The sequence below is a fragment of the Lentzea kristufekii genome (assembly GCF_033949925.1).
In the GTDB taxonomy this organism is placed as follows: domain Bacteria; phylum Actinomycetota; class Actinomycetes; order Mycobacteriales; family Pseudonocardiaceae; genus Lentzea; species Lentzea kristufekii.
The window spans coordinates 323,956-346,115 of sequence record NZ_JAXAVV010000002.1; the positions used below are offsets into that span (position 1 = coordinate 323,956).

Sequence of the window (22,160 nt, forward strand, 5' to 3'; positions counted from 1 at the left end):
GGCCGGGCGACGTGCTCAGCCGTCGAACAGGATGACGCCGATCTCGCCCGCCACCTCACGCCCTGCCGCAGGACGTAAGCGCGACAACAGCTTGCTGAACGCCGTCAGGTCGATGTGGACGGTCGCGGACTGCACCTGCCGGATGTCGTCGAGCAGTCCCTCGACCAGTTCGCAGGCGTGGTCGACGTCGCCCGCCGCGGCGTGGGCCAGCGCCCTGCGCAGGCCGAAACGGGTGCGGGCGCGCAGGGCCGTGGGGGCGATCAGCGGCATCTGGTCGTCGAGGATGGCGGCGGCCTCCGCGTGGCGGCCGAGGTCGTGGAACGACCAGGCCCGCGCGATGGCCACCTGGTCGATGAGACTCGTTGTGCCGTAACGGGAATCGCTCACGGCGCGCTGGAGTTCGTCGGCGCGGTCGAGAGCGGCCTGGCAGCGGTCGGCGGCTCCCGCCAGGGCGTAGCCCTGGGCCTCGCGCTGGGCGGCCACGGCCTGCACGGCGGTGGAACGGGACTTGCCGGCGCGGCGGGCGAAGTTCACGGTGGCGTGGGCGTCGCCGCGGTAGAGCGCGAACTCGGAGGCCCGGACGTACGCGTAGGCCTCCAGGTCCGGGTCGCCGCCCTTCGCGGCGTACTGGACCGCGCGGCGGGTGAGCTCGGCCGCCGAGGCGTCGTCACCGCGTTCCTGCTCCATCCAGCCCGCGTACTCGGCGTACCGGGCGGCCAGCAGCCACAGGCCGCGTCCGAGGCCCGGGTCATCGGCGGAGCGGGCCATGGAACTCAGTGCGTCGACCTGGGGACGCAGGCTCGACAGCACCACCTCCGGGCTCAGCCGGTGGCCGAGAGCGCGGTGGTGGTCGAACATCGAGTCGAAGGTGAGCAGTGTCGCGTGGTCGCTCGGGATCGGGCGTGCCGGGGCGTTGGCGAGCTCGATCAGGTGACCGTCGGCCTGGAGGACGTTGTCGAAGAGCCTGGCCATTTCGGGGTTCGGGTGAACCTGACCGTTCTCGATCTTGCTGAGGTGTCCCTTGCTGTACGGTACGAGGCCGGTCATCTGGCTGAGTGAGAGCCCGCGCTCGTTGCGCAGGCGGCGAACCTCCTGGGCGAACGTGGGCGACAACGGCTTCACCCCCCTCCCCCGGAAGTGTGTACGTCGTCAAACACCCGAATGCGGAATGTCCATTAATTGGCCTGTGATTGACGATCAACTGGGCCTATCTGGAGCCGTCGGCGGTGGTTCCATGTGAGTCATGGTGATGACGCGGTTCGACGAGGCGGCTGGTGTGGTGATGGTCTGGCAGCGCTTGGCGACCAACGTGGTCCACCGGTCGCCGTGGTTCGAGGTGCGCGCCGACAGCGTCGTCAGACCCGATGGCGGTCATGGCACCTACACGCACGTCGTGGCGCCGGGATCGGTCACCGTCCTCGCGATCCAGGACGACGACGAGGTCGTGCTGACTCGTCAGTGGATCTACACCCACGGCGGCACCGAGTGGCGACTACCCGGCGGCGCGGTCGACGAGACGGACTCCGATCCGCTGGCCGCGGCACGTCGTGAGCTCGCCGAGGAGACCGGGCTGCGAGCGGCGAAGTGGGAGCGGCTCGGCCAGATCCACGGCGCCGACAGCCTGAGCAACCACGTCGACCACATCTTCCTGGCCACCGAGCTCACCCAGGGCGAGCCGTCGCTCGAACCCGGTGAGGCGGACCTGCGCGTGCGGACCATGCCGTTCTGCCACGCGCTCGACCTCGTCCGGCAGGGCATGCTCCCGCACGCCGGCAGTTCACACGCCCTGCTCGTCATGGCACTGCGCCGCACGAACCAGAAATAATGCCCAGAGGGTTTCCTCATTCAGCGTGAAACAGGAAACCCGTTCTCATTCGACTGGCGAAAAGCCACTCTTGGTGCATCGGCGAGAACATCAGCCCGAAAGCCAGTCAGAATGAGAAGGTGAATTCTTCGATGAGAATGATCTGCTCACTCGCCACCGTTGTGAAAGTTGCCGCTGTCTGCCTTTTCGTGGGATTCATGGTCGGCAGCGTCTTCATCGCGACGATGATCTGACTCCGCTTCGGACTGCGGTTCTCCCTGGCCATCAAAGGGAGGTGTCAGCCGTGGAACCGCACTTCTGCAACGAGATGATCTGACCGTCTCCGGCTATCCGCGTGGCGTCCACTGCACGCCGTAGCCGCGGCCCTGACGAGGGTGTGGGAACTGCACGTCGATCTCACCGATCTCGTCCAGCGGCAACGACTGCGGCCAAGGCGTCAGGTCATCGGTGTCGCGCGCCAGGGCTTCCTCGACGCGCCACACCGACTCCGGCAGGTCGTCCCGGTCGAACCGCACCCGCAGCCGGAACGACTCGCACATCCGCTCCGGCCAGAACACGTAGGTCGGACGCATCGACTGTCCGCGCGGCACGCGCACTTCGAGCGCGAACTGGTGCGTTTGCCCTGCGTTGAGGGGTCGGGGCAACCGCAGCTTCATCAGGAAGCGCCGCGGGGACGGACGTTCGTGGCCGATGAGCTCGACCCCGTGCAACACCTCCACGTCCAGGTCGCCTGGAGCACCGTCGGGCGTGGGGGAGGGGATCGTGATCGACCACGCGATCTCGTTGACACCGTCGGTGTCGGCCACCACGGTCCGGCGTTCCGTGCACGCGGGCGTCGGACCGTCCAGCTTCAGCAGCGCGTCGAACTCCTTGACGTGCCACAGTTCCGACGGCGCCACGTGCGTCGTCGAAGGGGCCGGCTGCAGCGCCACCTCCACCAGGCGCTGCAGTCCGGCATCCATCCTCCTGCGCACCGTTCGCGCACCGCGGTCCTGTTGTCTCGCGAGCCACTCGATGCGTTCGTTGAGGAACCGGAACTGCGCGTCGTCGTGCAGTCCGAGCGGCGCCAGAACTGCGTTGCGGACCTCCACCGGGAAAGCGCGTGCCGCGTTCGCGACCCAGTCGCGCAGTTTCGTCCGCACCGCTTCCGCGCCATCCGTCTCGACGACGCCGCAGACCTGGCGCAGCGCCGGACCGACGTGCAAGTCGATACCGGGAGTCTGCACACCGCGCCCTCGGCACAAGGTGCGCAGTTCTTCCATCAGCTGCTCAGGTGAGACAGGCATCCGTCCTCCGCGCGGAAATGCTTTGCCGGGCATGTCGGGCTTACCTGATCGGACGTTACTCCGGATGCACCATCCGGGTGAACGTGAATGTCGGCAGAGGAAGGGATTGTTCTACACCGTCCCACAAGATGATCACCGCCGAACGACTGATGTCCTGACCTGCTCATCACCGGTAACGTGCTGGTCACGGGCGGTGACTCCCTCCGGTCACCGCCAACCCTGCCGATGGAGGTTTTGTTCGTGCTGCGCACAATATTGAGCGTCGCCACGGTGTTCTCGCTGATCAGCGGCGTTCCTGCCGTCGCTGCCCCGGCCGAGGGCGCCTACCTGCTGCAGTTCCGCACCACCCTGTCCGACGGCCAGCGCCACCAGCTCGAAGGGCTCGGCGTCCGGCTCGGAGCGTTCGTCCAGGACGGCACCTACCTCGCCCGCATGACGAACACCGCGCGCGTCGCGCGGCTGAGCTACGTGCGCGAGGTGAAACCGTTCCAGGCCCAGCCGCAGATCATGGCGCTGGGCGGCTCGTCCGACTACCTGATCACGCTGGTCGAGCAGGACGCGGCCGACCAGAAGGCCGTCGCCGCCAAGGTGAAGTCCTTGGGCGGCAAGGTGAACGTCCTCTCCGAGAGCCGAGAGCACATCATGGCCACCTTGGACGCGGGGCAAGCCGCGCAGCTCGCGAAGCTGCCCGCCGTGATCGCGATCGACCCGGTGTCCGCGCCGGAGACCGACATGGCGATCTCGCGCGAGTCGTCCGGTGCCAACCACATCGAGAGCGTCGGCGGCTACAAGGGCAAGGGCGTGCGGGGCGAGGTGATGGACGGCGGACTGCGCACCACGCACCAGGAGTTCCGGGCCCGTCCGCCGGTGATGCACACCGGGAACTCGTCGAGCACCTCGCACGGCACGTCGACGTACGGGCAGATCTTCGCGTCCGGCGTCTCGTCCGCGCACCGCGGCCTGCTGCCCGAGGCGCAGGGCATCTTCGCGATCTACGGTTCCGGCGACCGCTACGCCCACACCAAGCAGCTCGTGGACCCGGCCGGCCAGTACCGGGCGGTGTTCCAGTCCAACAGCTGGGGTGACGCGCTCACCACGTCGTACAACTCGATCTCGCAGCAGATGGACCGGATCGTGTTCGACCACGACCTGCTGATCTGCCAGTCGCAGAGCAACGCGGGCACCAGAAGCTCGCGCCCGCAGGCGTGGGCGAAGAACGTGCTGTCGGTCGGCGGGCACTACCACTACAACACCCTCGACCGCGCGGACGACAAGTGGAACGGCGGAGCGTCGATCGGCCCGGCCGCCGACGGCCGCATCAAGCCGGAGATCTCGAACTACTACGACCGCATCGACACCACGACGTCCACCAGCGACACCGCCTACACGACGTCGTTCGGCGGCACGTCCGGCGCCACGCCGATCACCTGCGGCAACGCCGGTCTGCTGTTCCAGATGTGGGCCGACGGCGTGTTCGACGGCGCGCCCGGCAAGGCCCGTGACGTCTTCGCGTCCCGCCCGCACGCGGCGACCGCGAAGGCGCTGCTGATCAACACCGCCAACCAGCACGCGTTCTCCGGCACCACGCACGACCAGACCCGCACGCACCAGGGCTGGGGCACGGCGTCGGTCCGCAACCTGTACGACCGCGCGAAGGCGGGCGGCTGGAAGCTGCCGGTCCTGGTGAACGAGACCGACCTGCTCACGACCGGTCAGTCGCGCAAGTACACCGTGGCGTCCAACGGCCAGACGCCGCTGCGCGCGACGCTGGCCTACACCGACCCGGCCGGTTCGCCGACCGCGGCCAAGGCGACCGTCAACGACCTGACGCTGAAGGTCACCGCCCCCAACGGCACCGTCTACTGGGGCAACAACGGCCTGCTGGCCGGCAACTGGTCCACCTCCGGCGGCGTCGCGAACACCGTCGACACCGTGGAGAACGTCCTCGTCCAGACGCCCGCCGCGGGCAACTGGACGGTCGAGGTGATCGCGACCTCGGTCAACGTGGACGGGCACGTCGAGACCACCGCGACCGACGCCGACTACGCGCTGGTCGTGTCCTAGGGGTTATTCGAACCGGGCCGGGTCGCCCGCGCCGTAGCGGATGATCTCGGCCTCGCCGCTCGAGAAGTCCACCACCGTGGTGGGCGTGGTGCCGCACTCCCCGGAGTCGATCACCGCGTCCACCACGTGGTCGAGGCGTTCCTTGATCTCCCAGCCCTGCACGAGCGGCTCGGCCTCGTCGGGCAGCAGCAGGGTGCTGGTGAGCAGCGGCTCGCCCATCGCCTCGAGCAGGGCCTGCGTCACGACGTGGTCCGGGATGCGCGCGCCCACCGTCTTCTTCTTCGGGTGCATCATGCGGCGCGGCACCTCCTTCGTCGCGGGCAGGATGAACGTGTAGCCGCCGGGCGTGGAGGCCTTGACCGCGCGGAACACGGCGTTGTCGACGACCACGAACTGGCCGAGCTGGGCGAAGTTCTCGCACATCAGCGTGAAGTGGTGCTTGTCGTCGAGCTTGCGGATCTCCCGGATGCGGTCGATGCCGTCCTTGTTGCCCAGGCGGCAGCCGAGCGCGTAGCAGGAGTCGGTCGGGTACGCGATCAGGCCGTCCTCCTGCAGGATCCGCACAGCCTGGTCGATGGCGCGCTTCTGCGGGTTGACCGGGTGGACGTCGAGGTACTTGGCCATGACGTGTGAGCTTAGGCCGATCACCGAGGGGCCAGCATTTCGGCTCGCGCACGTTGATAACCTGGGCGTACTTCTTTCCCTGGTTTGGAGACCCCTAGCGATGCTCGACCGTGCCGTCGTCGACGCCCTGTTCCCCTCGGACCTGCCCGAGCCGTCCCACTGGGAGGAGCAGTACCCGCCCCGCGGGCTGGGCGAAGGCGCGAAGGTCACCCGCCTGGGGCCGTCGCCGACCGGGTTCCTGCACATCGGCGGCCTGTACGTCGGCATGATCGACCGCGACCTGGCGTCCCACTCCGGTGGTTCGTACATCGTGCGCGTCGAGGACACCGACCAGGCACGTGAGGTGCCCGGCGCCGTCGAGCAGTTCAACAAGGCGTTCAAGTACTTCGGCATCGAGCCCGACGAGGCCGACGCGGTGGGCTCGTACGGCCCGTACCACCAGTCGCAGCGCGAGCAGGTCTACCTGACGTACGTGCGTGAGCTGCTGCGTTCCGGCCACGCGTACCTGTGCTTCGCGACGAAGGAAGAGCTCGCGGACATCACCGCGCGCCAGCAGGCCACGAAGCTGCCGACCGGCTACTACGGCCGCTGGGCGATCTGGCGCGACAAGACCGCCGAGGACGTCCAGGCCGCTCTGGACGAGGGCCGCCCGTACGTCGTGCGCTTCCGTTCGCCGGGCAAGGCGGGGGAGCGGACGAAGTTCGTGGACGCCATCCGCGGCGAGCTCGAGCACGACGCCAACCGCAACGACGTGGTGATCCTCAAGGCGTCCGACCAGTCGCCGCGTCTGCCCACCTACCACTTCGCGCACGCCGTCGACGACCACCTGATGCGCGTGAACCTGGTGATCCGCGGCGAGGAGTGGATCTCGTCCGTCCCGACGCACCTGCAGCTGTTCGACGCCCTGGGCTTCGAGCGCGTCGAGTACGCCCACATCGCGCCGCTGATGAAGCAGCAGGGCGGCTCCCGGCGCAAGCTGTCGAAGCGCAAGGACCCCGAGGCGTCCGTCGAGTTCTTCATCGAGGCGGGCTTCCCGGCGCCGGCCGTCCAGTACTACATGCGCGGGCTGGTCAACGCCCGCCTGGCGGAGCTGCCGCTCGCCGAGGCCCTGCAGGAGCCGATCTCGCTCGCCGAGTGCGGTGTCGCGGGCCCGCTGGTCGACCTCGTCAAGCTCGACGACATCTGCGCCGACTACGTGGCCACGCTGTCCGGCGAGGAGATCATCTCCCTCGTGTCGGAGTGGGCCGAGACGTACGACCCCGAGCTCGTCACCGTGCTGGCCGCGGAGCGCGACGCGGCACTGGCGGCGCTGAAGGTCGAGCGCGGCCCGGAGGTCGCGAACCCGCGCAAGGACCTCCGCAAGTGGGCGGACTTCCGCACCGCCTACGGCTTCTTCTTCCCGTCGCTGTTCCCGCTCGTCTCCGACCGCACCGACGAGCGCCTCGGCGGACTGTCGCCGGAGCTGATCTCCGCGTTCGCCGCGGACTTCGCGGACGGCTACGCGGACCTGGAGGACGGCCAGGAGTGGTTCGGTCAGATCCGCGAGCTCGCCGCGAAGCACGGTTTCGCGCCGAACCCCAAGGAGCTCAAGAAGAACCCGGACGCGTACCCCGGCTCGATCCGTGAGGCCGCGCAGCTGATCCGCGTGGCGCTGACGGGGTCGAAGGCGAGCCCGGACCTGCACGCCGTGGCCCGCACGCTGGGCACCGACGAGGTGCTGCGCCGGGTGCGTGCGCTCGCCGGCTGACGCACGTGCTCGACAGCCCTCGGTTCCTGTGGGAGCCGGGGGCTGTTCGCTGTCCGGCGACAATTCGGGCGAGATCCGCCGGGCCGCCGCACATACTGCCGGAGTGGACCAAGAAGCCTGGTGGGCCGACAGGGCGCGCGAGTTCGCGGACCTGCGCAGCCGACACGTGAGGTCGTGGATCGGTGTGGAGTGGGCGCTGCGCGAGGACGTGCCGGAGAGCGGTCCTCACGTGTTCCACGATCCGTCGGTGCCCTGCCTGCAGTTGTGGGGGCTGCAGGCGGTGCTCGACGACGGCGAGCTGTTCACCGTCGGCACGTGCGCCCACTTCGGGGACAGCTCCACCTGCGGGCTGTGGCGGCATCAGGACCTCGACGAGAGGGTGCGGGACTCGCGGACGTGGGCTGAACCTGGCAGGGGCACCCGTTGGAGAGTGCTGAGCGAGCTGCCTGCCGGGCCGGTCGGCGACGTGACCTGTTTCGCCGACGAGGGCGTGCTGGCCGAGGTGCTCCTGAAGATCGGCGGGCGGCCGCTGTTGCTCATGGCGGGCGAGCTGTACGAGACGTGGACGGACGAGCTGGACTTCCATCGGCTTGACGAATCGGTGCTGGCCTTCACCGATCCCGCGGCGGCCGACCGGATCTCCTGGACCACGTCCCGGCAGGGCCTCCGGGCGCTCTGAGGAACGGCTGCGCGACTCCAACGGAGCGGTATGGGAACTTCGTCCTGAAACGTTCCGGAACAAAGTCGTGAGAGCGTTCCCATTGACGTGGACGTAACACGCCGTTGAGGATCGGCGGCATGCATTGGAGAAGCACTCTCGCCGCAGTGCTGGGGCTGACGCTCGCCGCCGGCACGACATCGGCGGCGGTCGCGCAGGACGCGCAGCACTGGCCGCCGAAGCAGCCGGTCATCGGCCAGCCCAAGACTGAGCACGGCTGTGCCCGCATCGAGAGGTCCCTGCCGACGCTCAAGGACTGGCCGAAGGTCGAGAGCCAGCTCAAGGGCGACCGCAAGGACGAGGCGCGCATCAAGGCGATCCTCAAGGACATGACGCTGGCCGAGAAGGTCGGCCAGATGACCCAGCCCGAGATCGCCGCGATCACGGCCGCGGACGTCACGAACTACGGGTTCGGCTCCGTCCTCAACGGTGGCGGTAGCTGGCCCGGGGCCAAGAAGAACGCGACGCCGCAGGAGTGGCTCGCGCTCGCCGACGCCTACTTCGACGCCTCGAAGCAGTCGCGCACCAAGATCCCCCTCATCTGGGGCATCGACGCGGTGCACGGCAACAACAACGTCTACGGCGCCACGGTCTTCCCGCACAACATCGGTCTCGGTGCGACGCAGGACCCGTGCCTCATCCGCGACATCAACGCGGCGACGGCCGAGCAGATCCGCGCGACCGGCCAGGACTGGGCGTTCGCGCCCACGCTCGCCGTCGTCGAGGACGACCGGTGGGGCCGCACCTACGAGGGCTTCTCCGAGGACCCGCGCATCACGCGCGCCTACGGTTACGAGGCCGTCAAGGGCCTGCAGGACAACGCGAAGAAGCGCATCAGCGAGGACGGCGTGATCGCCACCGCGAAGCACTTCATCGGTGACGGCGGCACGACCGGTGGCAAGGACCAGGGCATCAACCCCTCCACCGAGCAGAAGATGATCAACGTGCACGGCCAGGGCTACTACGGCGCGCTGGCCGCGGGTGCCCAGACGGTGATGATCTCGTTCAACAGCTGGACGAACGACGTCATCAACGAGGGCAAGGTGCACGGCAGCAAGTACGTGCAGACCGGCATCCTCAAGGAGAAGATGGGCTTCGACGGCCTGCTCGTCTCCGACTGGAACGGCATCGGCCAGGTCACCGGCTGCACCAACGCCAGCTGCCCGCAGGCGATCAACGCCGGCATGGACATCATCATGGTGCCGAACGACTGGAAGGCGTTCATCACCAACACGATCGCCCAGGTCGAGTCCGGTGAGATCCCGATGGCGCGCATCGACGACGCCGTCACCCGCATCCTGCGCGTCAAGCTGCGCGCCGGCACGTTCGACGCCCCCAAGCCCTCGCAGCGCGAGCACGCGGGTGAGCAGGAGGCGCTGCAGCACAAGGAACTCGCCCGCGAGGCCGTGCGCGAGTCCGCCGTGCTGCTGAAGAACGAGAAGCGCGTGCTGCCGTTGTCCAAGCGCAGCAAGGTTCTCGTCGTCGGCAAGAGCGCCGACAACATCGGCAACCAGACCGGCGGCTGGACGCTGTCCTGGCAGGGCACCGGCAACACCAACGCCGACTTCCCGAACGCCACCAGCATCCTCAAGGGCATCCAGGACACGCTGGGCGCCGCGAACGTCACGTTCGCCGAGACCGCGGACGGCGTCGACCCGGCGCAGTTCGACGCCGTCATCGCCGTCATCGGTGAGACCCCGTACGCGGAGGGCGTCGGCGACCTCGGCAAGCGGTCGTTCGAGGCCGCCCGCCTGCACCCGCAGGACATCGCCGTGCTGGACAAGGTCTCCGGCAAGGGCAAGCCGGTCGTCACCGTCTACGTCGGTGGCCGCGCGCTGTACATGAACAAGGAGCTCAACCGCTCCGACGCGTTCGTGGCCGCCTGGCTGCCGGGCACCGAGGGCGGCGGCATCGCCGACCTGCTGATCAAGGGCCGTCACAACGGGTTCAGCGGCAAGCTGTCCTACTCGTGGCCGGCCGAGGCCTGCCCGGCGCTGCCCGGTGAGCCCGCCAAGACGCCGCTGTTCAAGCTCGGCTACGGCCTGCGCGACTGGGAGACCGGCCGCGTCGGCAAGCTCGACGAGACCAGCCCCGGCGCCCTGTGCTCCGGTGGTGGCGGCGGCACGGCCACCGAGGACCTGGAGATCTTCAACCGCACCGACATCGCGCCGTACCAGTCGATGATCGGTTCGGCGGAGAACTGGGGCGGCACCGTGGTCGGCCCCGACGGCCAGGCCTCGCACGCCGAGATCAACGTCGTGCAGTCCGACGTCAACGTCCAGCAGGACGCGCTCAAGACGACGTGGACCGGCACCGGCCCCGGCCAGGTGTACCTGCAGAGCCCGGCGGGCAGCGACCTGCGCGGCTACGGCAACGCCAACGCGGCACTCCAGTTCGACGTGATCGTGCACCAGGCTCCGGCCAACCGCACGGTCATCAGCTCGCACTGCGTGTACCCGTGCCTGGCCGAGATCGACGCCACGCAGGCGTTCCGGAACCTCCCCGTCGGGCAGAAGTCGACCGTCAAGATCCCGGTCTCCTGCTTCTCCGACAAGGGACTGGACCTGGAGAACATCAACACGCCGTTCCTCGTCTACACCGACGGCGCGTTCCAGGCCTCGTTCGCGAACATCCGGTGGGTGCCCAAGGCGGGCGCCGATCCGGACGCCCTTCCCTGCACGTAAACGCTCGCAGGTGAAGCGATAGACCCGCGCGCCCCCGCCGACATCCAGGCGGGGGCGCGTTCCTGTGCGGACTCCAGCAGGAAAGCTGGGAAGAGTCGCCGACCACGTCTTGAAATGGGCCGAGATGGTCTAGCTGTCGAGGTCCACCGGCTCGCCCCTGATCGCGGTCACGGAACCGCCGGTCTGAGCGGCGAGCCAGACCTCGAAGCCGTCCGGGTCCTTCGTCAGAACGGTGAAGGTGACGTCATGGCCGTATTCGGTGTCCGCGACGTGGTACCCGGCCGCGCGCAACGCGTTCTCCAGCTTTCCCGCCTGATCGTGGTCCACGGCCAGAAGCACGCTCTCGTGCCGTTCGCGGGTGAGCGTGCCCAACGCGTCAACGGCCTCGGAGACGGCCCGTCCGTAAGCCCGGACCAGGCCACCGGCGCCGAGCTTGATCCCGCCGTAGTAGCGGGTGACGACGACGGCGGTGTCCACGAGGTCCCGGCGCGTCAGCACCTCCAGCATCGGCACACCGGCCGTACCAGCGGGTTCGCCGTCGTCGGACGAGCGCTGGGTGTCGGCGGTCCGAAAAGCCGTGCAGTTGTGCGCGGCCTGCCAGTGCTCCTTGCGGATCCGCGCGAAGAACTCGGAAGCCTCCTGGTCGGAGGTGACGCGGGCGACGTGGCACAGGAACCGCGACCGCTGGATCTCGATCTCGTGCGTGCCGTCCCGCTTGATCACCTTCACTGCTCGATTGTGCGCCTGCGCTGCTCGGCTTCACCGAACAGGGCGTCCAGCTCGGCGGGCGGCACCTCTTCCAGCTGCTCGTACGTGCACTCCGAAGGCGTCTTGTCCGCGCGGAACCGCACCAGGCGAGCCGTGTGCCGGAACCGTCCGCCCTGCACGTGCTCGTACCGCACCTCGGCCACGCGCGTCGGTTCGAGCAGCACGACCTGAAGCTGCTTCTCGGGGTTCCACCGGCTGTTCATGCCAGGACCCTCGTACGTCGCCCACGCGCTCCACGGATGCTCGGCCGGGTTCAGCAACGGCTTCAGCTCCTCGACCAGCTCCCGCCGCCGCGCCGCGGTGAAGCTGCTGGCCACGCCGACGTTGTGCAGTTCGCCGTCCTGGTAGAGCCCGAGCACCAGCGACCCGACCGTCTCGCCGTCCTTGTGCAAGCGGTAGCCCGCGACCACGCAGTCGGCCGTGCGCTCGTGCTTGACCTTGAACATCACGCGTTTGTCCGGCTCGTAGACGCCGTCCAACGCCTTCACCATCACGCCGTCGAAGCCCGCGCCCTCGAACCGGGTGAACCAGTCCTGCGCGACCTCGGGGTCCGCTGTGGACGGTGTCAGGTAGACGCCGGGGACCTCGGTGACGACCTCCTCCAGCATCTGGCGGCGCTCTGCCAGCGAGAGCCCGGTGACGTCGTCATCACCGCAGGCCAGCAGGTCGAACGCGACGAAGCTCGCCGGCGTCTCGACGGAGAGCTTGCGGACGCGCGAAGCCGCCGGGTGCAGTCGCAACTGGAGCGTGTCGAAGCTCAGCCCGCCGGGCGTGACCAGGATGATCTCTCCGTCCACCACGCACCGCGGCGGCAGCGCCTGCCTCAGCAGCTCGACGACCTCGGGGAAGTACCTGGTCAGCGGCTTGTCGTTGCGCGAACCCAGCTCGACCTCGTCGCCGTCGCGGAACACGACGCAGCGGAAGCCGTCCCACTTGGGCTCGTACGCGAGTCCCTCTCCGCGTGGCAGCGAAGGGACTGACTTCGCGAGCATCGGCTTCACCGGCGGCATGACAGGCAGGTCCACATTGGGGACCATAAGCTCAGCGGAGGGCCACCGCGAGCTTTTCGAGTTCGCGCACGTCGGCGTCCATCCCGTCGTCTTCGGGGATCGCGAGCGCGATCGGCCGCCGCATCGTGACGGCCCCCGACCGGCGAGTCTCCAGCCCCGCCCGCAGCCGTTCGGACAACGGCAGCTCGGCGGGTGTCTCCGCGACGTACGGGCTGATCCGCACCAGCCCGTCCCGGCACTCGATCACGCGCCGGTAGTAGCGCCGGTGCACGCCCCTAAGCGAGAACGCGTCGCGCCTCGACGGCACGCGGTGCAGGGCGTCCTCGGGGAACGACTGGTGCAGCAACATCCACAGTGGAGCGAGCCGGTGGTACGCGCGCAGGTGCCGCAGCCACAACCTCGTCGCTGCCAGCCGCATCGCGGCGATCGGGTAGATGACGCCGACGACGCACAGGAGCACGCCCGGCAGCAGGAACCACACGGCGGCGGTCAGCAGCCAGCGGGGGAGCGGCTCGCCGAAGTAGCGGGAGACGTTGGAGGACACGAAGATCGCGTCGGCGGGCACCAGCAGCGCGAGCCCGGTCGAGGTGATCAGCAGGCCGCGGCGCAACCGGGGCTCGGCGCCGCGGGCGTACCGCCGCGCCCACACGAACATCGTCGCGAAGCCGTAGAGCAGATAACCGTTGCCCAGCGCGTAGAACACCGTGATCGCGAGGACGCCGGTCGGGCCGCCGCCCAGCGAGTTCGGCACGCGCGCCGCCGCCACCCGCAGGTCGTCCGGGATCGCGAGCACCGCCCACGTCATGGCGCTCACGCACAGCACGAGCGGCGCGAGCTGGAGCAGTGCCTGCCGCCGTGCGCGGGCGTCGTCGAGCGCGGAGAAGATGAAGAAGCAGATCAGGCCGTACACGCCGATCTGCAGCATCGAGTGCTGGATCAGCTGGCAGACCATCGGGTCGAGCCCGAGGAACCACCGTCCGCCGGCCGCCGCGCGTCCGAACGGGTACCCGATCGCCCAGCCCGCCACCAGGACGGTGACGCTGCGCAGACGCGGGTCGGAAGGCCTGCGCGCCAGCAGGTAGAGCACCACGGCCAGCGCGGAGAACGCGACGATGCCCTGGGTCTCCTTGAGGTACTCCACCTACAACCACCCCAGGCGGTCCGCGAGCGACTTCGACATGCGGCGCGCCGGGCCTTCCGACGCCCGCGGCGCCACCTTGTCCAGCACCGACGCCCACTCCAGGATGATCGTCGCCACCGTCTCGGCCTCGCGCTCGTGGTCGGAGTCGTAGGAGGTGCGTCGCAACGCCCGCCGCACCGCGTCGGGTTCGAGGTCGGGGTAGAGGCCCGCGAGCAGGTCGTCGTCCTGCTCGTCGCTCGTGTGACCGGCCAGCAGGTGGCCGAGCTCGTGCAGGATGATGTGGTTCTGGTGCGCCTTCGACGTCTCCTGCTGGTACAGGATGTAGTCGGCCTTGGAGGTGGCGATCCACACCCCGTACGGGCCGGGCACCGGGATCGGGTGCGCGATCAGCCGGATCGGCTTGCCGCGCTGGTCACCGACGCGGCGGCAGAGCTCCTCGACGTCGAGCGGCGGCTGGATGTCCAGCTCGTTCAGCAGGCGGCGGCACCGCTTGCGCAAATCTCGTTCGGCCACGAGTCATCCTTCGCCGCGCTCGGCCTGTTCCTGTCGGTAGACCACGTCGAGCAGTTCCATGACCAGGCGGCGGCGGTCCGGCGACAGCTCCCCCGCGCGCATCGCCATGAGCTGCGCGTCGCTGCCCGAAGCGATCTCGTTGAGCCTGCTCTGCTCGTCCTGCAACGACTTCAGCTGCTCGTCGACCCGGTCGGTGACCTCGTCGTCGAAGAAGTAGCTCACGGGCACACCGAAGAAGCCTGCCAGTGCCTGCAGGTGCTTGAACGTCGGGTTGTCCTTCTTGGCCTTGCGCAGCTGCCAGATGTAGCTCTGGGAGATGGTCACGCCGGTCTCGGCGATGGCCGCGGCGACCTGCTCGTTGCTGTACTCCTGGCCGGAGCGGGCGGTGTGCCGGGCGAAGAGGTGGTTGAGCTTGTCAGCCAGGGACCGTTCCCCCGCCATTGCCGCCTCCCCGTCGCGCGCCGTGAGTTTCTCCACCCATGGAAAGGGCTATCTGGGTGAGTGGATTTTCACCAGTTGAAAGCCCTCCAATGGCCAACATAGACTCCGGTCCGTGCCTGCCTCAACTTCGGAGGATCTGGGAGATGGCGCTTGCTGAACGACAGGGGTCGTTTCACCGCTCGGTGATCGACGTCGTCTACAAGACCATGGACCAGCTCGCACGGACCGACTCGCCTCACGAGGTCTTCGAACTGCGCGAGCAGCTTCGTGACGCCCTGCCGTGGTGGCGCGGGCTGCTGCGGATGCACGAGCCGAACGAGCGGCATCGGTGCAGGTCGTGCCGCGCCTGGTACGGGCGGCATCGCGCGTGGCCGTGCCCGGTGTGGCGGGACGCGGTGCAGGCGCTGCACCAGCTCAACGACATGTACGGGTTCCTCGGGGCGGCGCACCCGGCCGACCCGGTGCCGGGGGAGCGGGTGGTCGTGAGTGGTCCCGGCCGCCTCGACGACCAGAACCACTCACGGTCCTCCTGACCCCGATCAGCCGATCTTGAAGCTCTGCGCCGCCGACCCGGTGCAGGTCGCCTGGACCAGCTGGACGCCGTCGGCGGAACTGGCCGGCGCCGACAGGCACTTGTTCGAGTGCCGGGCCGTGATCGTCGAGTAGCCGTCCGCGCCCGTGGTCACCCGCCACTGCTGGTTGGTGCCGCCACCGTAGGTCCAGAGGTGGATGCCGGCGTTGTCGGCGGTGGACACGTTGCTCACGTCCAGCACCTTGGCCGGGTCGTTGCGGTACTCGACGCGGGAGTAGCCGTCGGTCGTCGCCACCGCGCGGAAGTTCTGCGCCGTGGTGCCGTTGCAGGTGTACTGCTGGACGACGGTGCCGTTGTTCACGCCCGCGGCGGCGGCGTCGACGCACTTGCCGTTGCCGCGGTTGACGACCGTCTTCCACTCACCCTGCGGCGGCGGGGTGCCGCCACCGCCCAGCCACAGCAGGCTGTCGATGAGGAAGTCGTTCTGGGTGGGGCTCGCGAACGTGGACGACAGCGGCCGGTTCGCCGCGTAGTCCATGGCGTTGTGGCCGAAGTTCGCGTAGATCATCTTGTAGTTCTTGTTGGTCCACATGATCGGGTAGTAGCCGCTGCGCCACTGCTGGTTCGGGTCGGTGCCGAGCGGGAAGCTCGACGGGTCGACGCTCGCCAGGACCTGGATGCTCGGGTTCTGCCGCAGGTCGCGGTCCCAGCTGTACCACTCGCTGACCGCCGACGTGAACTTCTCCGGCAGGCGCAGCGTCGAGGGGTGCGTGCGGGTCTCGACCTTCAGCACCGCGGTGGTCGGGCCCCACGTGTTGCTGACGAAGTTGCCCTTGGCCAGGAACGTGTTGTGGTACCACGGCCACTCGGCGGCGTTCTGGGTGAACGCGCTGACGTGGAAGCCGAAGAACCCGCCACCGGCCTCGATGTAGCGCTGGAAGCCCGTGCGCGCCGCGGCCCCGGTGGGCGCGTCGTCGAGGAAGATCACGACCTGCGCCTGGGCGGGTGTGAGCGTGGTGAGCCGGTTCCAGTCACGGGTCGACTCGTAGGTGAAGCCGTTCTCCTGGCCCGCGCGGGTGAGCCAGGGGTTCGCCTCGTTGACGAACGCGATGTGCGCCGCGTCCCAGGTGCCGTTGTAGAACGCGAGGACCTTGAACGGTGCCGCCTGTGCCGAGCTCGTCGCCGAGAGGGAGACCGGGACGAGGGTGGCGGCGAGCATTGCCAGCAACGCCAACAGTTTTCGAGCCATTCGGGTACACACCTTCGTCTAGCAGGGGTTGCGCGCCCGAAGATCATCGTAGGGAAGGTCTAGACCTGTTGGGGACCGGGACGTTCACAGAATTCTTTTGCGCCACAACAGGAACCCGCCGAGCACGGCGAGCCCGCCCAGGGCGGCCACCACCGCCGACATTCCGAACCTCGTTGCGCTGGAAGGAGGTTGTTCGGCACTCGACGCAACGGGAACGGGTCGCGGGATGCTCGAACTCGGCGTGGCCGGCTTGGCCGACGGCGCCGCGGAACTGGTCTGGGCCGGAGGCGCCGCCTTCACCGGTGGCGCCGCGGCGGGTGCGGGCTGGGCCGCCGGCGTGACGGGCTTCGCGGGTGCCGCGATCTCCACGTCCGTGCACGAGTAGTAGGTGTCGGGCGTGTCCGTGTTCTGCCAGACCGTGTAGATCAGGTGGCGTCCGGTGCGGTTCTTCGGCAGCTGCACCTTGAACTCGTACGAGCCGTTGACGAGCGGTGGAGAGGGCACGTTCAGGAACTGGTCGAGGTCCGCCCACCGCAGCGGCTGGTTCGGCGAGTAGCCGTCGCGCGTCACGTAGAACCGGAACGAGCCCTGGTGCGGGATCGTCGCCTTGTACGTGAAGTCCGTGCTCTTCAGCTTCGTCGCCGGCCAGGCGGCGGACGGCAGGTCCAGCCCGCCGTACCTCGCGAGCCCGGCGCTGCACAGCTTGCCGTCCGGAACCTTCTGCGCGTCCTGGCCGCGCACGTTCGGGAGCCGGATGTTGTCCCACTCCGTGGACGGCAGCCCCGCCGCGATGGCGCTGCGGCAGGGCGGGGATGATGCTGTGGGTTGACCTGGCGAACACAGGAAAGCCCTGCTCGCGGGGTCGGTGGGCGCGCCATGAGCGTGCGCGGGAACCACAGAGAGCATCATGAGCAGCGATAGCACGCCCAAAAGGCGAAACACAGGCACCTCCCCTGTCCTTCTAGGGGTACGCGTGCCAGACCCAAGTCGTTCACGGAAGATGTATTGACATGTCCTTCGCTGATGAGGTGTCCGCGGCCGCAGCCCGGCTCGGTGGTGTCGCACGCACGACGCCGCTGGAGGTCAACCAGCGGTTGTCCGAGAGGACCGGCGCGCGCGTGTGGTTCAAACGCGAGGACCTCCAGGTAGGCCGCTCGTACAAGCTGCGCGGCGCGTTCAACCTGCTGTGCCAGACCGAGTTCGCGTTCGGCGGCGCGGTCTGCGCGTCGGCCGGCAACCACGGCCAGGGCATGGCGTACGCCTGCCGCCGCCTGGGCATCGAGGGCCGCGTGCACGTGCCGCGGACCACCCCGCGCCAGAAGCGCGACCGCATCCACGCCCTCGGCCAGGGCATGGTCCAGCTGGTCGTGGACGGCGACACCTACGACGACGCGGCCGCGCTGGCCAAGGAGTACGCGCAGAGCACGGGCGCGACCCTGGTCCCGGCCTTCGACGACCCCCGCACGGTCGCGGGCCAGGGCACCGTCGGCCTGGAGATCGTCCAGCAGCTCGGCGGCGCCCCCGACGTGGTCGTGGTGCCCATCGGCGGCGGCGGACTGCTCTCCGGCGTCGGCACGTGGTTCAAGGAACGCTTCCCGCGCACCCGCATCATCGGCGTCGAGCCGGCCGGTGCCGCGAGCATGATCGCCGCCATCCAGGCGGGCGGCCCGGTGACGCTGCCCGAGGTCGACTCGTTCGTGGACGGCGCCGCGGTCCGCCGCGCCGGCGACGTGACGTTCCCGATGGTGCGCGACAGCGGCGCGGAGCTGCTCACGGTGTCCGAGGGCGCGGTCTGCACGGAGATGCTGGAGCTGTACCAGATCGACGGGATCATCGCGGAGCCCGCGGGCGCCCTGGCCTCGGCCGCGCTGCTGGAGGAGATCTCCGTCGCGCCGGACTCGACGGTCGTGTGCCTGCTGTCGGGCGGCAACAACGACGTGTCGCGCTACGCCGAGATCGTCGAGCGTTCGATGATCCACCGCGGCCTGAAGCACTGGTTCCTGGTCGAGTTCCCGCAGGAGCCCGGTGCGCTGCGGAGGTTCCTCGACGACGTGCTCGGCAAGGACGACGACATCGTGCAGTTCGAGTACATGAAGCGGGACAACCGGGAGACCGGGGCCGCGCTGGTGTGCATCGAGCTGGGGCGCCGCGAGGACTACGACCTGCTGTGGGGGCGGATGAAGGAGTCCCCGCTCAAGATCCAGCACGTGGAGCCGGGGTCGACGGCGTACCGCTTCCTGATCTAGTGGCGCGACTCGGAACGTTGGCGAGGTGATCCACGCTCAGCAGGGCGCCTCGCGGCGCCGCCCCATCCAGTACGAGGACGTGGGGGCGGCACCACGATGCACCCGTCTGACCGCGCATTCCCCCGGCAACGTTCCGAGCCACACCACTAGTAGAGCGTCGCGGCTATCTCTTGGGATAGCGATGGCGGCAGGTTGCTGATTTTCGATCATGAAGATCGCGCTCTCATGGCTGTCACCTGCGCGGTTGGCGGTAGTTGGGGTGATCAGCAAACGTTTGCGCCGGCAGTTTTCTGCCGCCAGCTCGGCGGCGACGTGCGTGAGCGCGCGACCATCCGGGCTTCGGTAACGACCGACCAGGCCGCCCAGCCCCGTGCGCGACTCAACGCAGCACAGCTAAGCCGCGACGCTCTACTAGGCCGTGCTCACGCGGTGCAGCACGGCGCCGGTCGCGACGTCGATGATCTCGACCAGGTGAGGTGACCGCTGCACCGCCACCCACGGCAGCTCGTAGTGGCGGGTCACAGGACCGTTGAACTCGACGACCGTGCGCACGTCCTCCGCGGTCCGCGCCCGGATGACGCCGTTCGCACGGGTCAGCAGCGCGGGCCGCTCGTGGATCTCGGTCAGCCCCAGCACGTCCTCACCGGTTGGCACCGGGACGACCCTGTCGTCCCCCTTGTACCCCCACACCGTCCAGCCGGTGTCGCGCAGCCCCGCGATCCAGCCGCCCGGTCCGAACAGCACCTGGCCCGCACCGTCGAGCCTGGTGTGGAACGGAAAGCTGTCAGGCTGGTGCAGCTTGGAGTTCGACGGTTCGAGCAGCACGTGGCCGGGGGACCAACGCAGCTCCCACCACTGATCGGCGCGGCGGAAGTAGACGCGGACGTCCCAGAACTCGACCGAGTGGAGGTAGAGCGGCGACAGGTCGTGCTCCGCCTCGTCCGCGACGCTGAAGTCGATCGGGATGCGCAGCTTGGTCAGGTCCGTGTCCCCGTCGCCGACGTGGTGCACCAGCAGTTCGCCGTCGACCTCGATCAAGGCGATCAGCGCGTTCAGGTGTGACTTGGACACGTAGGTCGCGGCCAGGACCGGGCCTGGCAGCCGGAGCCAGGCGGTGGGCAGGCCGAGTCGCCACAGCACCAGTTCGTCAGGCTCGTTCCCCCGCGCGAGCAGGAACGGGCCGGGGCTCGGCATGACGGGGAATCTCAGCGTCGCACCCTGTGCTCCGGCTTCCAGCAAGCGTCGGCATTCCTCTTCGGACGGGGGCTGGAACTCGAACCGCGTCTCTCCGACTGTCACGCGAACGGCTCCGCCCGGGCTCTCGGCCACGGTCGCGATGCGCTCGCGGGGCTGCTTCTCGCCCTTGAGGAAGGTGAGGCCGGGAGAAGGTTCTTCCCGGGAGAGCAGCCACCCGTGGTCCGGCAGGTACCCGGAATGGTTGGTGACCGGGACGGGGTGCACGCTCCTGCCCACTCGCTCCAGCGCCACGAGCACCGCCAGTCGCATCAGGTCCAGCCGCGCCGACGAGTCCGGCAGGTCGTCGAGGAACACCGGGATGTGCGGGTAGCGCGGCTCCGGGAGCACCGCGGCGATCGCGTCCACCGCCGCGTGGAACGCAGGTCCTTGGTCCACTCCGGACAGTGCGTGCAGCTTCATCAGCGTCCCCCCAGACGTCGTGAGGGACTGATCTTCTCAGAAGAGGGGCGTGCCGGGCACCCCGTTCGCGGAATGCCCGGCACCTAGCGGGTACTACGGCCTGGGAGGACAGACCTTCCACGCGAAGTGGTAGGTCGTCTCGATCGATCCGTCGGTCGAGTCCATCGCGATGAAGCTGGTGAGCTTCTTGTCGGACGTGCCCGCCATGACGCGCAGCTCCGTGTTGATGTTGAAGTTCCGCTTCTCACCGCACGGGTGGTAGACGATGGCGGCCACGTCGGTCGTGTCCGTCGCCTGCCAGTCGTCGCTGAACGGGCCCTTGTAGTTGTGCTGCTTGTACTCGGTCTGCGACATGCCCTGGAAGTAGTAGTTGGCCTTCTCCAGGGCCGTGGCGCCGCGTTCGAGGTGCGCGAAGCCGCGGTAGTCGGTGGACGCGATGCCGTAGGTGAAGCCGGACGGCACGTTGACGCGCAGGTTCAGCTGGCAGTTCTTGCGGAAGTCGGTGGGCAGGGCCTGGGGCCCGACCTGCGCCATGAACTCGCTGTAGGTGACGGTGAACGCCTTGTTGTCCGGGCTGACGGCCACGGCCGCGGTTCCCGCCCGGCAGCCAGAGCCGTTGATGGTCACGACGTCGATGGTGATGTGGTCCGGAGGCGGGGTGTCACCGGGGGCCCCGCCGGGCGGGACGATGATGGTCGACATCGCGAACACGGCCGCGGCCAGTGTGTTGAGCATGGGGCACCTTTCCGTCTGGGGTCCAAGGAAATGAACGGGCGGCGGCAATCGGTGCCTGGATCAGCAGCGCTTCCAGGAGAACTGGTACTTCGTGCTCACACTGCTGTCCGTGGAATCCATCGTCATGAAGCTGTTCGCCTTTGACGCGGTCCCCGCGTTCACGCGCAGTTCGGTGTTGATGTTCAGGTGCCGGACTTCTCCGCAGGGCGCGTAGATGATTTCCGAGACCGTCGCGCGGTCGGTGGCCTGCCAGTTGTCGCTCTTCGGGCCGGTGAACGTGTGCGTGCGGCTCGCACTCTGCGACATGCCTTGGAAGTAGTAGTTTCCCTTCTCCGCGCCCGTGGCGCCCTGCTGCAGGTTGGCGAATCCGCGGTAGTCCGCCTGGGCGATGCCGAACGTGAAGCCCTGCGGGTAGCTCACTCTGATGTTGAGCTGGCAGTTCTTGCGGAAGTCGGTGGGGCCTGAGCCCTGACCGGCCTGGGCGAGGTACTGGCTGTACGTGACCGTGAACGCCGTGCGGTCGTCCGCGGCCGCGACGGCCGCGGTGCCGGCGGGACAGCCGGATCCGTTCACGGTGACGACGTCGATCGTCACGAAATCAGGAACATCGGATGCTGCGTGGGCGGCCGGCGCGGTCAGGACCGCGGACAGCGCGAGGGCAGCAGCCGCCACCGTTTTCAGCATGGCCAGCCTTTCTAAACATGACTGCGGTAGCGGCGGCGGAAATCAGACGATATCGGAAACTCTGCGTGGTGACGGGCCGCCGAATGGGTGACTGAATTCGGCGGGAACGCATTGATAAATGCACGACCAATTGCACGGACGAAATCTTCGGCCGTGCGCGAACTATGCTCACCCACGGTGTGCCGAATTGACCTGACGATTGTCTGACGATCGCCGCCGGCTGCTCCGGACGAGTGA

General features: G+C 68.5%; 20 protein-coding genes. 7 read left to right on the forward strand and 13 right to left on the reverse strand.

All coding sequences use genetic code 11. From position 1 onward, the window contains the following. Window positions 1–15: 15 nt before the first annotated feature. Window positions 16–1,122, reverse strand: a complete 1,107-nt coding sequence (locus SK571_RS05095) for a helix-turn-helix domain-containing protein (protein WP_319982858.1) — start codon at window positions 1,120–1,122, stop codon at window positions 16–18. Between the two features lie 121 nt (window positions 1,123–1,243). Between SK571_RS05095 and SK571_RS05100 the strand changes: the two genes are divergently transcribed. Then, window positions 1,244–1,825 (forward strand): NUDIX hydrolase, encoded by a 582-nt coding sequence (locus SK571_RS05100; protein WP_319982859.1) that lies wholly within the window; start codon window positions 1,244–1,246, stop codon window positions 1,823–1,825. A gap of 326 nt (window positions 1,826–2,151) precedes the next feature. Here SK571_RS05100 and SK571_RS05105 read toward each other — a convergent pair whose 3' ends face one another. After that, entirely contained in the window at window positions 2,152–3,111 is a 960-nt protein-coding gene (locus SK571_RS05105) for a hypothetical protein (protein WP_319982860.1), read from the reverse strand. A 225-nt stretch (window positions 3,112–3,336) separates the two neighbouring features. Between SK571_RS05105 and SK571_RS05110 the strand changes: the two genes are divergently transcribed. Beyond that, complete coding sequence (locus SK571_RS05110; protein WP_319982861.1) at window positions 3,337–5,175, forward strand: S8 family serine peptidase; 1,839 nt, start codon at window positions 3,337–3,339, stop codon at window positions 5,173–5,175. Window positions 5,176–5,178: 3 nt separating this feature from the next. Here the strand turns inward: SK571_RS05110 and SK571_RS05115 are convergent, their stop codons facing one another. Continuing rightward, entirely contained in the window at window positions 5,179–5,799 is a 621-nt protein-coding gene (locus SK571_RS05115; protein ID WP_319982862.1) for an L-threonylcarbamoyladenylate synthase, read from the reverse strand. 100 nt (window positions 5,800–5,899) lie between these two features. Here SK571_RS05115 and SK571_RS05120 point away from each other — a divergent pair, with 100 nt between their 5' ends. The 3 genes from SK571_RS05120 to SK571_RS05130 all read left to right on the forward strand — a co-directional run bounded on the left by SK571_RS05120 (window position 5,900) and on the right by SK571_RS05130 (window position 10,948). Further along, the gene (locus SK571_RS05120; RefSeq protein ID WP_319982863.1) at window positions 5,900–7,546 is read left to right on the forward strand and encodes a glutamate--tRNA ligase; all 1,647 of its coding nucleotides are present in this window, start codon (window positions 5,900–5,902) and stop codon (window positions 7,544–7,546) included. A gap of 103 nt (window positions 7,547–7,649) precedes the next feature. After that, window positions 7,650–8,225, forward strand: a complete 576-nt coding sequence (locus SK571_RS05125; protein WP_319982864.1) for a hypothetical protein — start codon at window positions 7,650–7,652, stop codon at window positions 8,223–8,225. A 119-nt stretch (window positions 8,226–8,344) separates the two neighbouring features. Further along, a complete protein-coding gene (locus SK571_RS05130; RefSeq protein ID WP_319982865.1) occupies window positions 8,345–10,948 on the forward strand; it encodes an exo 1,3/1,4-beta-D-glucan glucohydrolase in 2,604 nt (867 codons plus the stop codon). 129 nt (window positions 10,949–11,077) lie between these two features. Here SK571_RS05130 and SK571_RS05135 read toward each other — a convergent pair whose 3' ends face one another. The 5 genes from SK571_RS05135 to SK571_RS05155 are packed head-to-tail and all read right to left on the reverse strand — an operon-like array spanning window position 11,078 to window position 14,821. After that, window positions 11,078–11,677, reverse strand: a complete 600-nt coding sequence (locus SK571_RS05135; RefSeq protein WP_319982866.1) for a YigZ family protein — start codon at window positions 11,675–11,677, stop codon at window positions 11,078–11,080. After that, window positions 11,674–12,741, reverse strand: a complete 1,068-nt coding sequence (locus SK571_RS05140) for an ATP-dependent DNA ligase (protein WP_319982867.1) — start codon at window positions 12,739–12,741, stop codon at window positions 11,674–11,676. The genes SK571_RS05135 and SK571_RS05140 overlap by 4 nt, the downstream gene beginning before the upstream one ends. 16 nt (window positions 12,742–12,757) lie before the next feature. Then, window positions 12,758–13,867 (reverse strand): MAB_1171c family putative transporter, encoded by a 1,110-nt coding sequence (locus tag SK571_RS05145; protein ID WP_319982868.1) that lies wholly within the window; start codon window positions 13,865–13,867, stop codon window positions 12,758–12,760. After that, window positions 13,868–14,380 (reverse strand): ImmA/IrrE family metallo-endopeptidase, encoded by a 513-nt coding sequence (locus tag SK571_RS05150; RefSeq protein ID WP_319982869.1) that lies wholly within the window; start codon window positions 14,378–14,380, stop codon window positions 13,868–13,870. 3 nt (window positions 14,381–14,383) lie between these two features. Continuing rightward, window positions 14,384–14,821: a helix-turn-helix domain-containing protein gene (locus tag SK571_RS05155; RefSeq protein ID WP_258950518.1), complete on the reverse strand. Its 438-nt coding sequence runs from the start codon at window positions 14,819–14,821 to the stop codon at window positions 14,384–14,386. Between the two features lie 143 nt (window positions 14,822–14,964). Here SK571_RS05155 and SK571_RS05160 point away from each other — a divergent pair, with 143 nt between their 5' ends. Further along, window positions 14,965–15,354, forward strand: a complete 390-nt coding sequence (locus tag SK571_RS05160; protein ID WP_319982870.1) for a hypothetical protein — start codon at window positions 14,965–14,967, stop codon at window positions 15,352–15,354. A gap of 6 nt (window positions 15,355–15,360) precedes the next feature. On the opposite strand, the gene SK571_RS05165 is transcribed toward SK571_RS05160, so the two are convergent. Both SK571_RS05165 and SK571_RS05170 read right to left on the reverse strand, forming a co-directional pair. Then, the gene (locus SK571_RS05165; protein WP_319982871.1) at window positions 15,361–16,602 is read right to left on the reverse strand and encodes a ThuA domain-containing protein; all 1,242 of its coding nucleotides are present in this window, start codon (window positions 16,600–16,602) and stop codon (window positions 15,361–15,363) included. An 84-nt stretch (window positions 16,603–16,686) separates the two neighbouring features. Further along, the gene (locus SK571_RS05170; protein WP_319982872.1) at window positions 16,687–17,499 is read right to left on the reverse strand and encodes a lytic polysaccharide monooxygenase auxiliary activity family 9 protein; all 813 of its coding nucleotides are present in this window, start codon (window positions 17,497–17,499) and stop codon (window positions 16,687–16,689) included. Window positions 17,500–17,612: 113 nt separating this feature from the next. On the opposite strand from SK571_RS05170, the gene ilvA reads away from it, so the two are divergent. Beyond that, window positions 17,613–18,848 carry a threonine ammonia-lyase IlvA gene (gene ilvA, locus SK571_RS05175; RefSeq protein ID WP_319982873.1) on the forward strand — a complete coding sequence of 412 codons (1,236 nt, stop codon included), beginning with the start codon at window positions 17,613–17,615 and terminating at the stop codon, window positions 18,846–18,848. A gap of 411 nt (window positions 18,849–19,259) precedes the next feature. On the opposite strand, the gene SK571_RS05180 is transcribed toward ilvA, so the two are convergent. From SK571_RS05180 to SK571_RS05190, 3 genes are all read right to left on the reverse strand, one after another. Further along, window positions 19,260–20,504: a hypothetical protein gene (locus tag SK571_RS05180; protein ID WP_319982874.1), complete on the reverse strand. Its 1,245-nt coding sequence runs from the start codon at window positions 20,502–20,504 to the stop codon at window positions 19,260–19,262. 93 nt (window positions 20,505–20,597) lie between these two features. Then, window positions 20,598–21,239 (reverse strand): DUF4360 domain-containing protein, encoded by a 642-nt coding sequence (locus SK571_RS05185; protein WP_319982875.1) that lies wholly within the window; start codon window positions 21,237–21,239, stop codon window positions 20,598–20,600. Window positions 21,240–21,299: 60 nt separating this feature from the next. Further along, window positions 21,300–21,923 carry a DUF4360 domain-containing protein gene (locus SK571_RS05190; RefSeq protein ID WP_319982876.1) on the reverse strand — a complete coding sequence of 208 codons (624 nt, stop codon included), beginning with the start codon at window positions 21,921–21,923 and terminating at the stop codon, window positions 21,300–21,302. Window positions 21,924–22,160 lie beyond the last annotated feature (237 nt).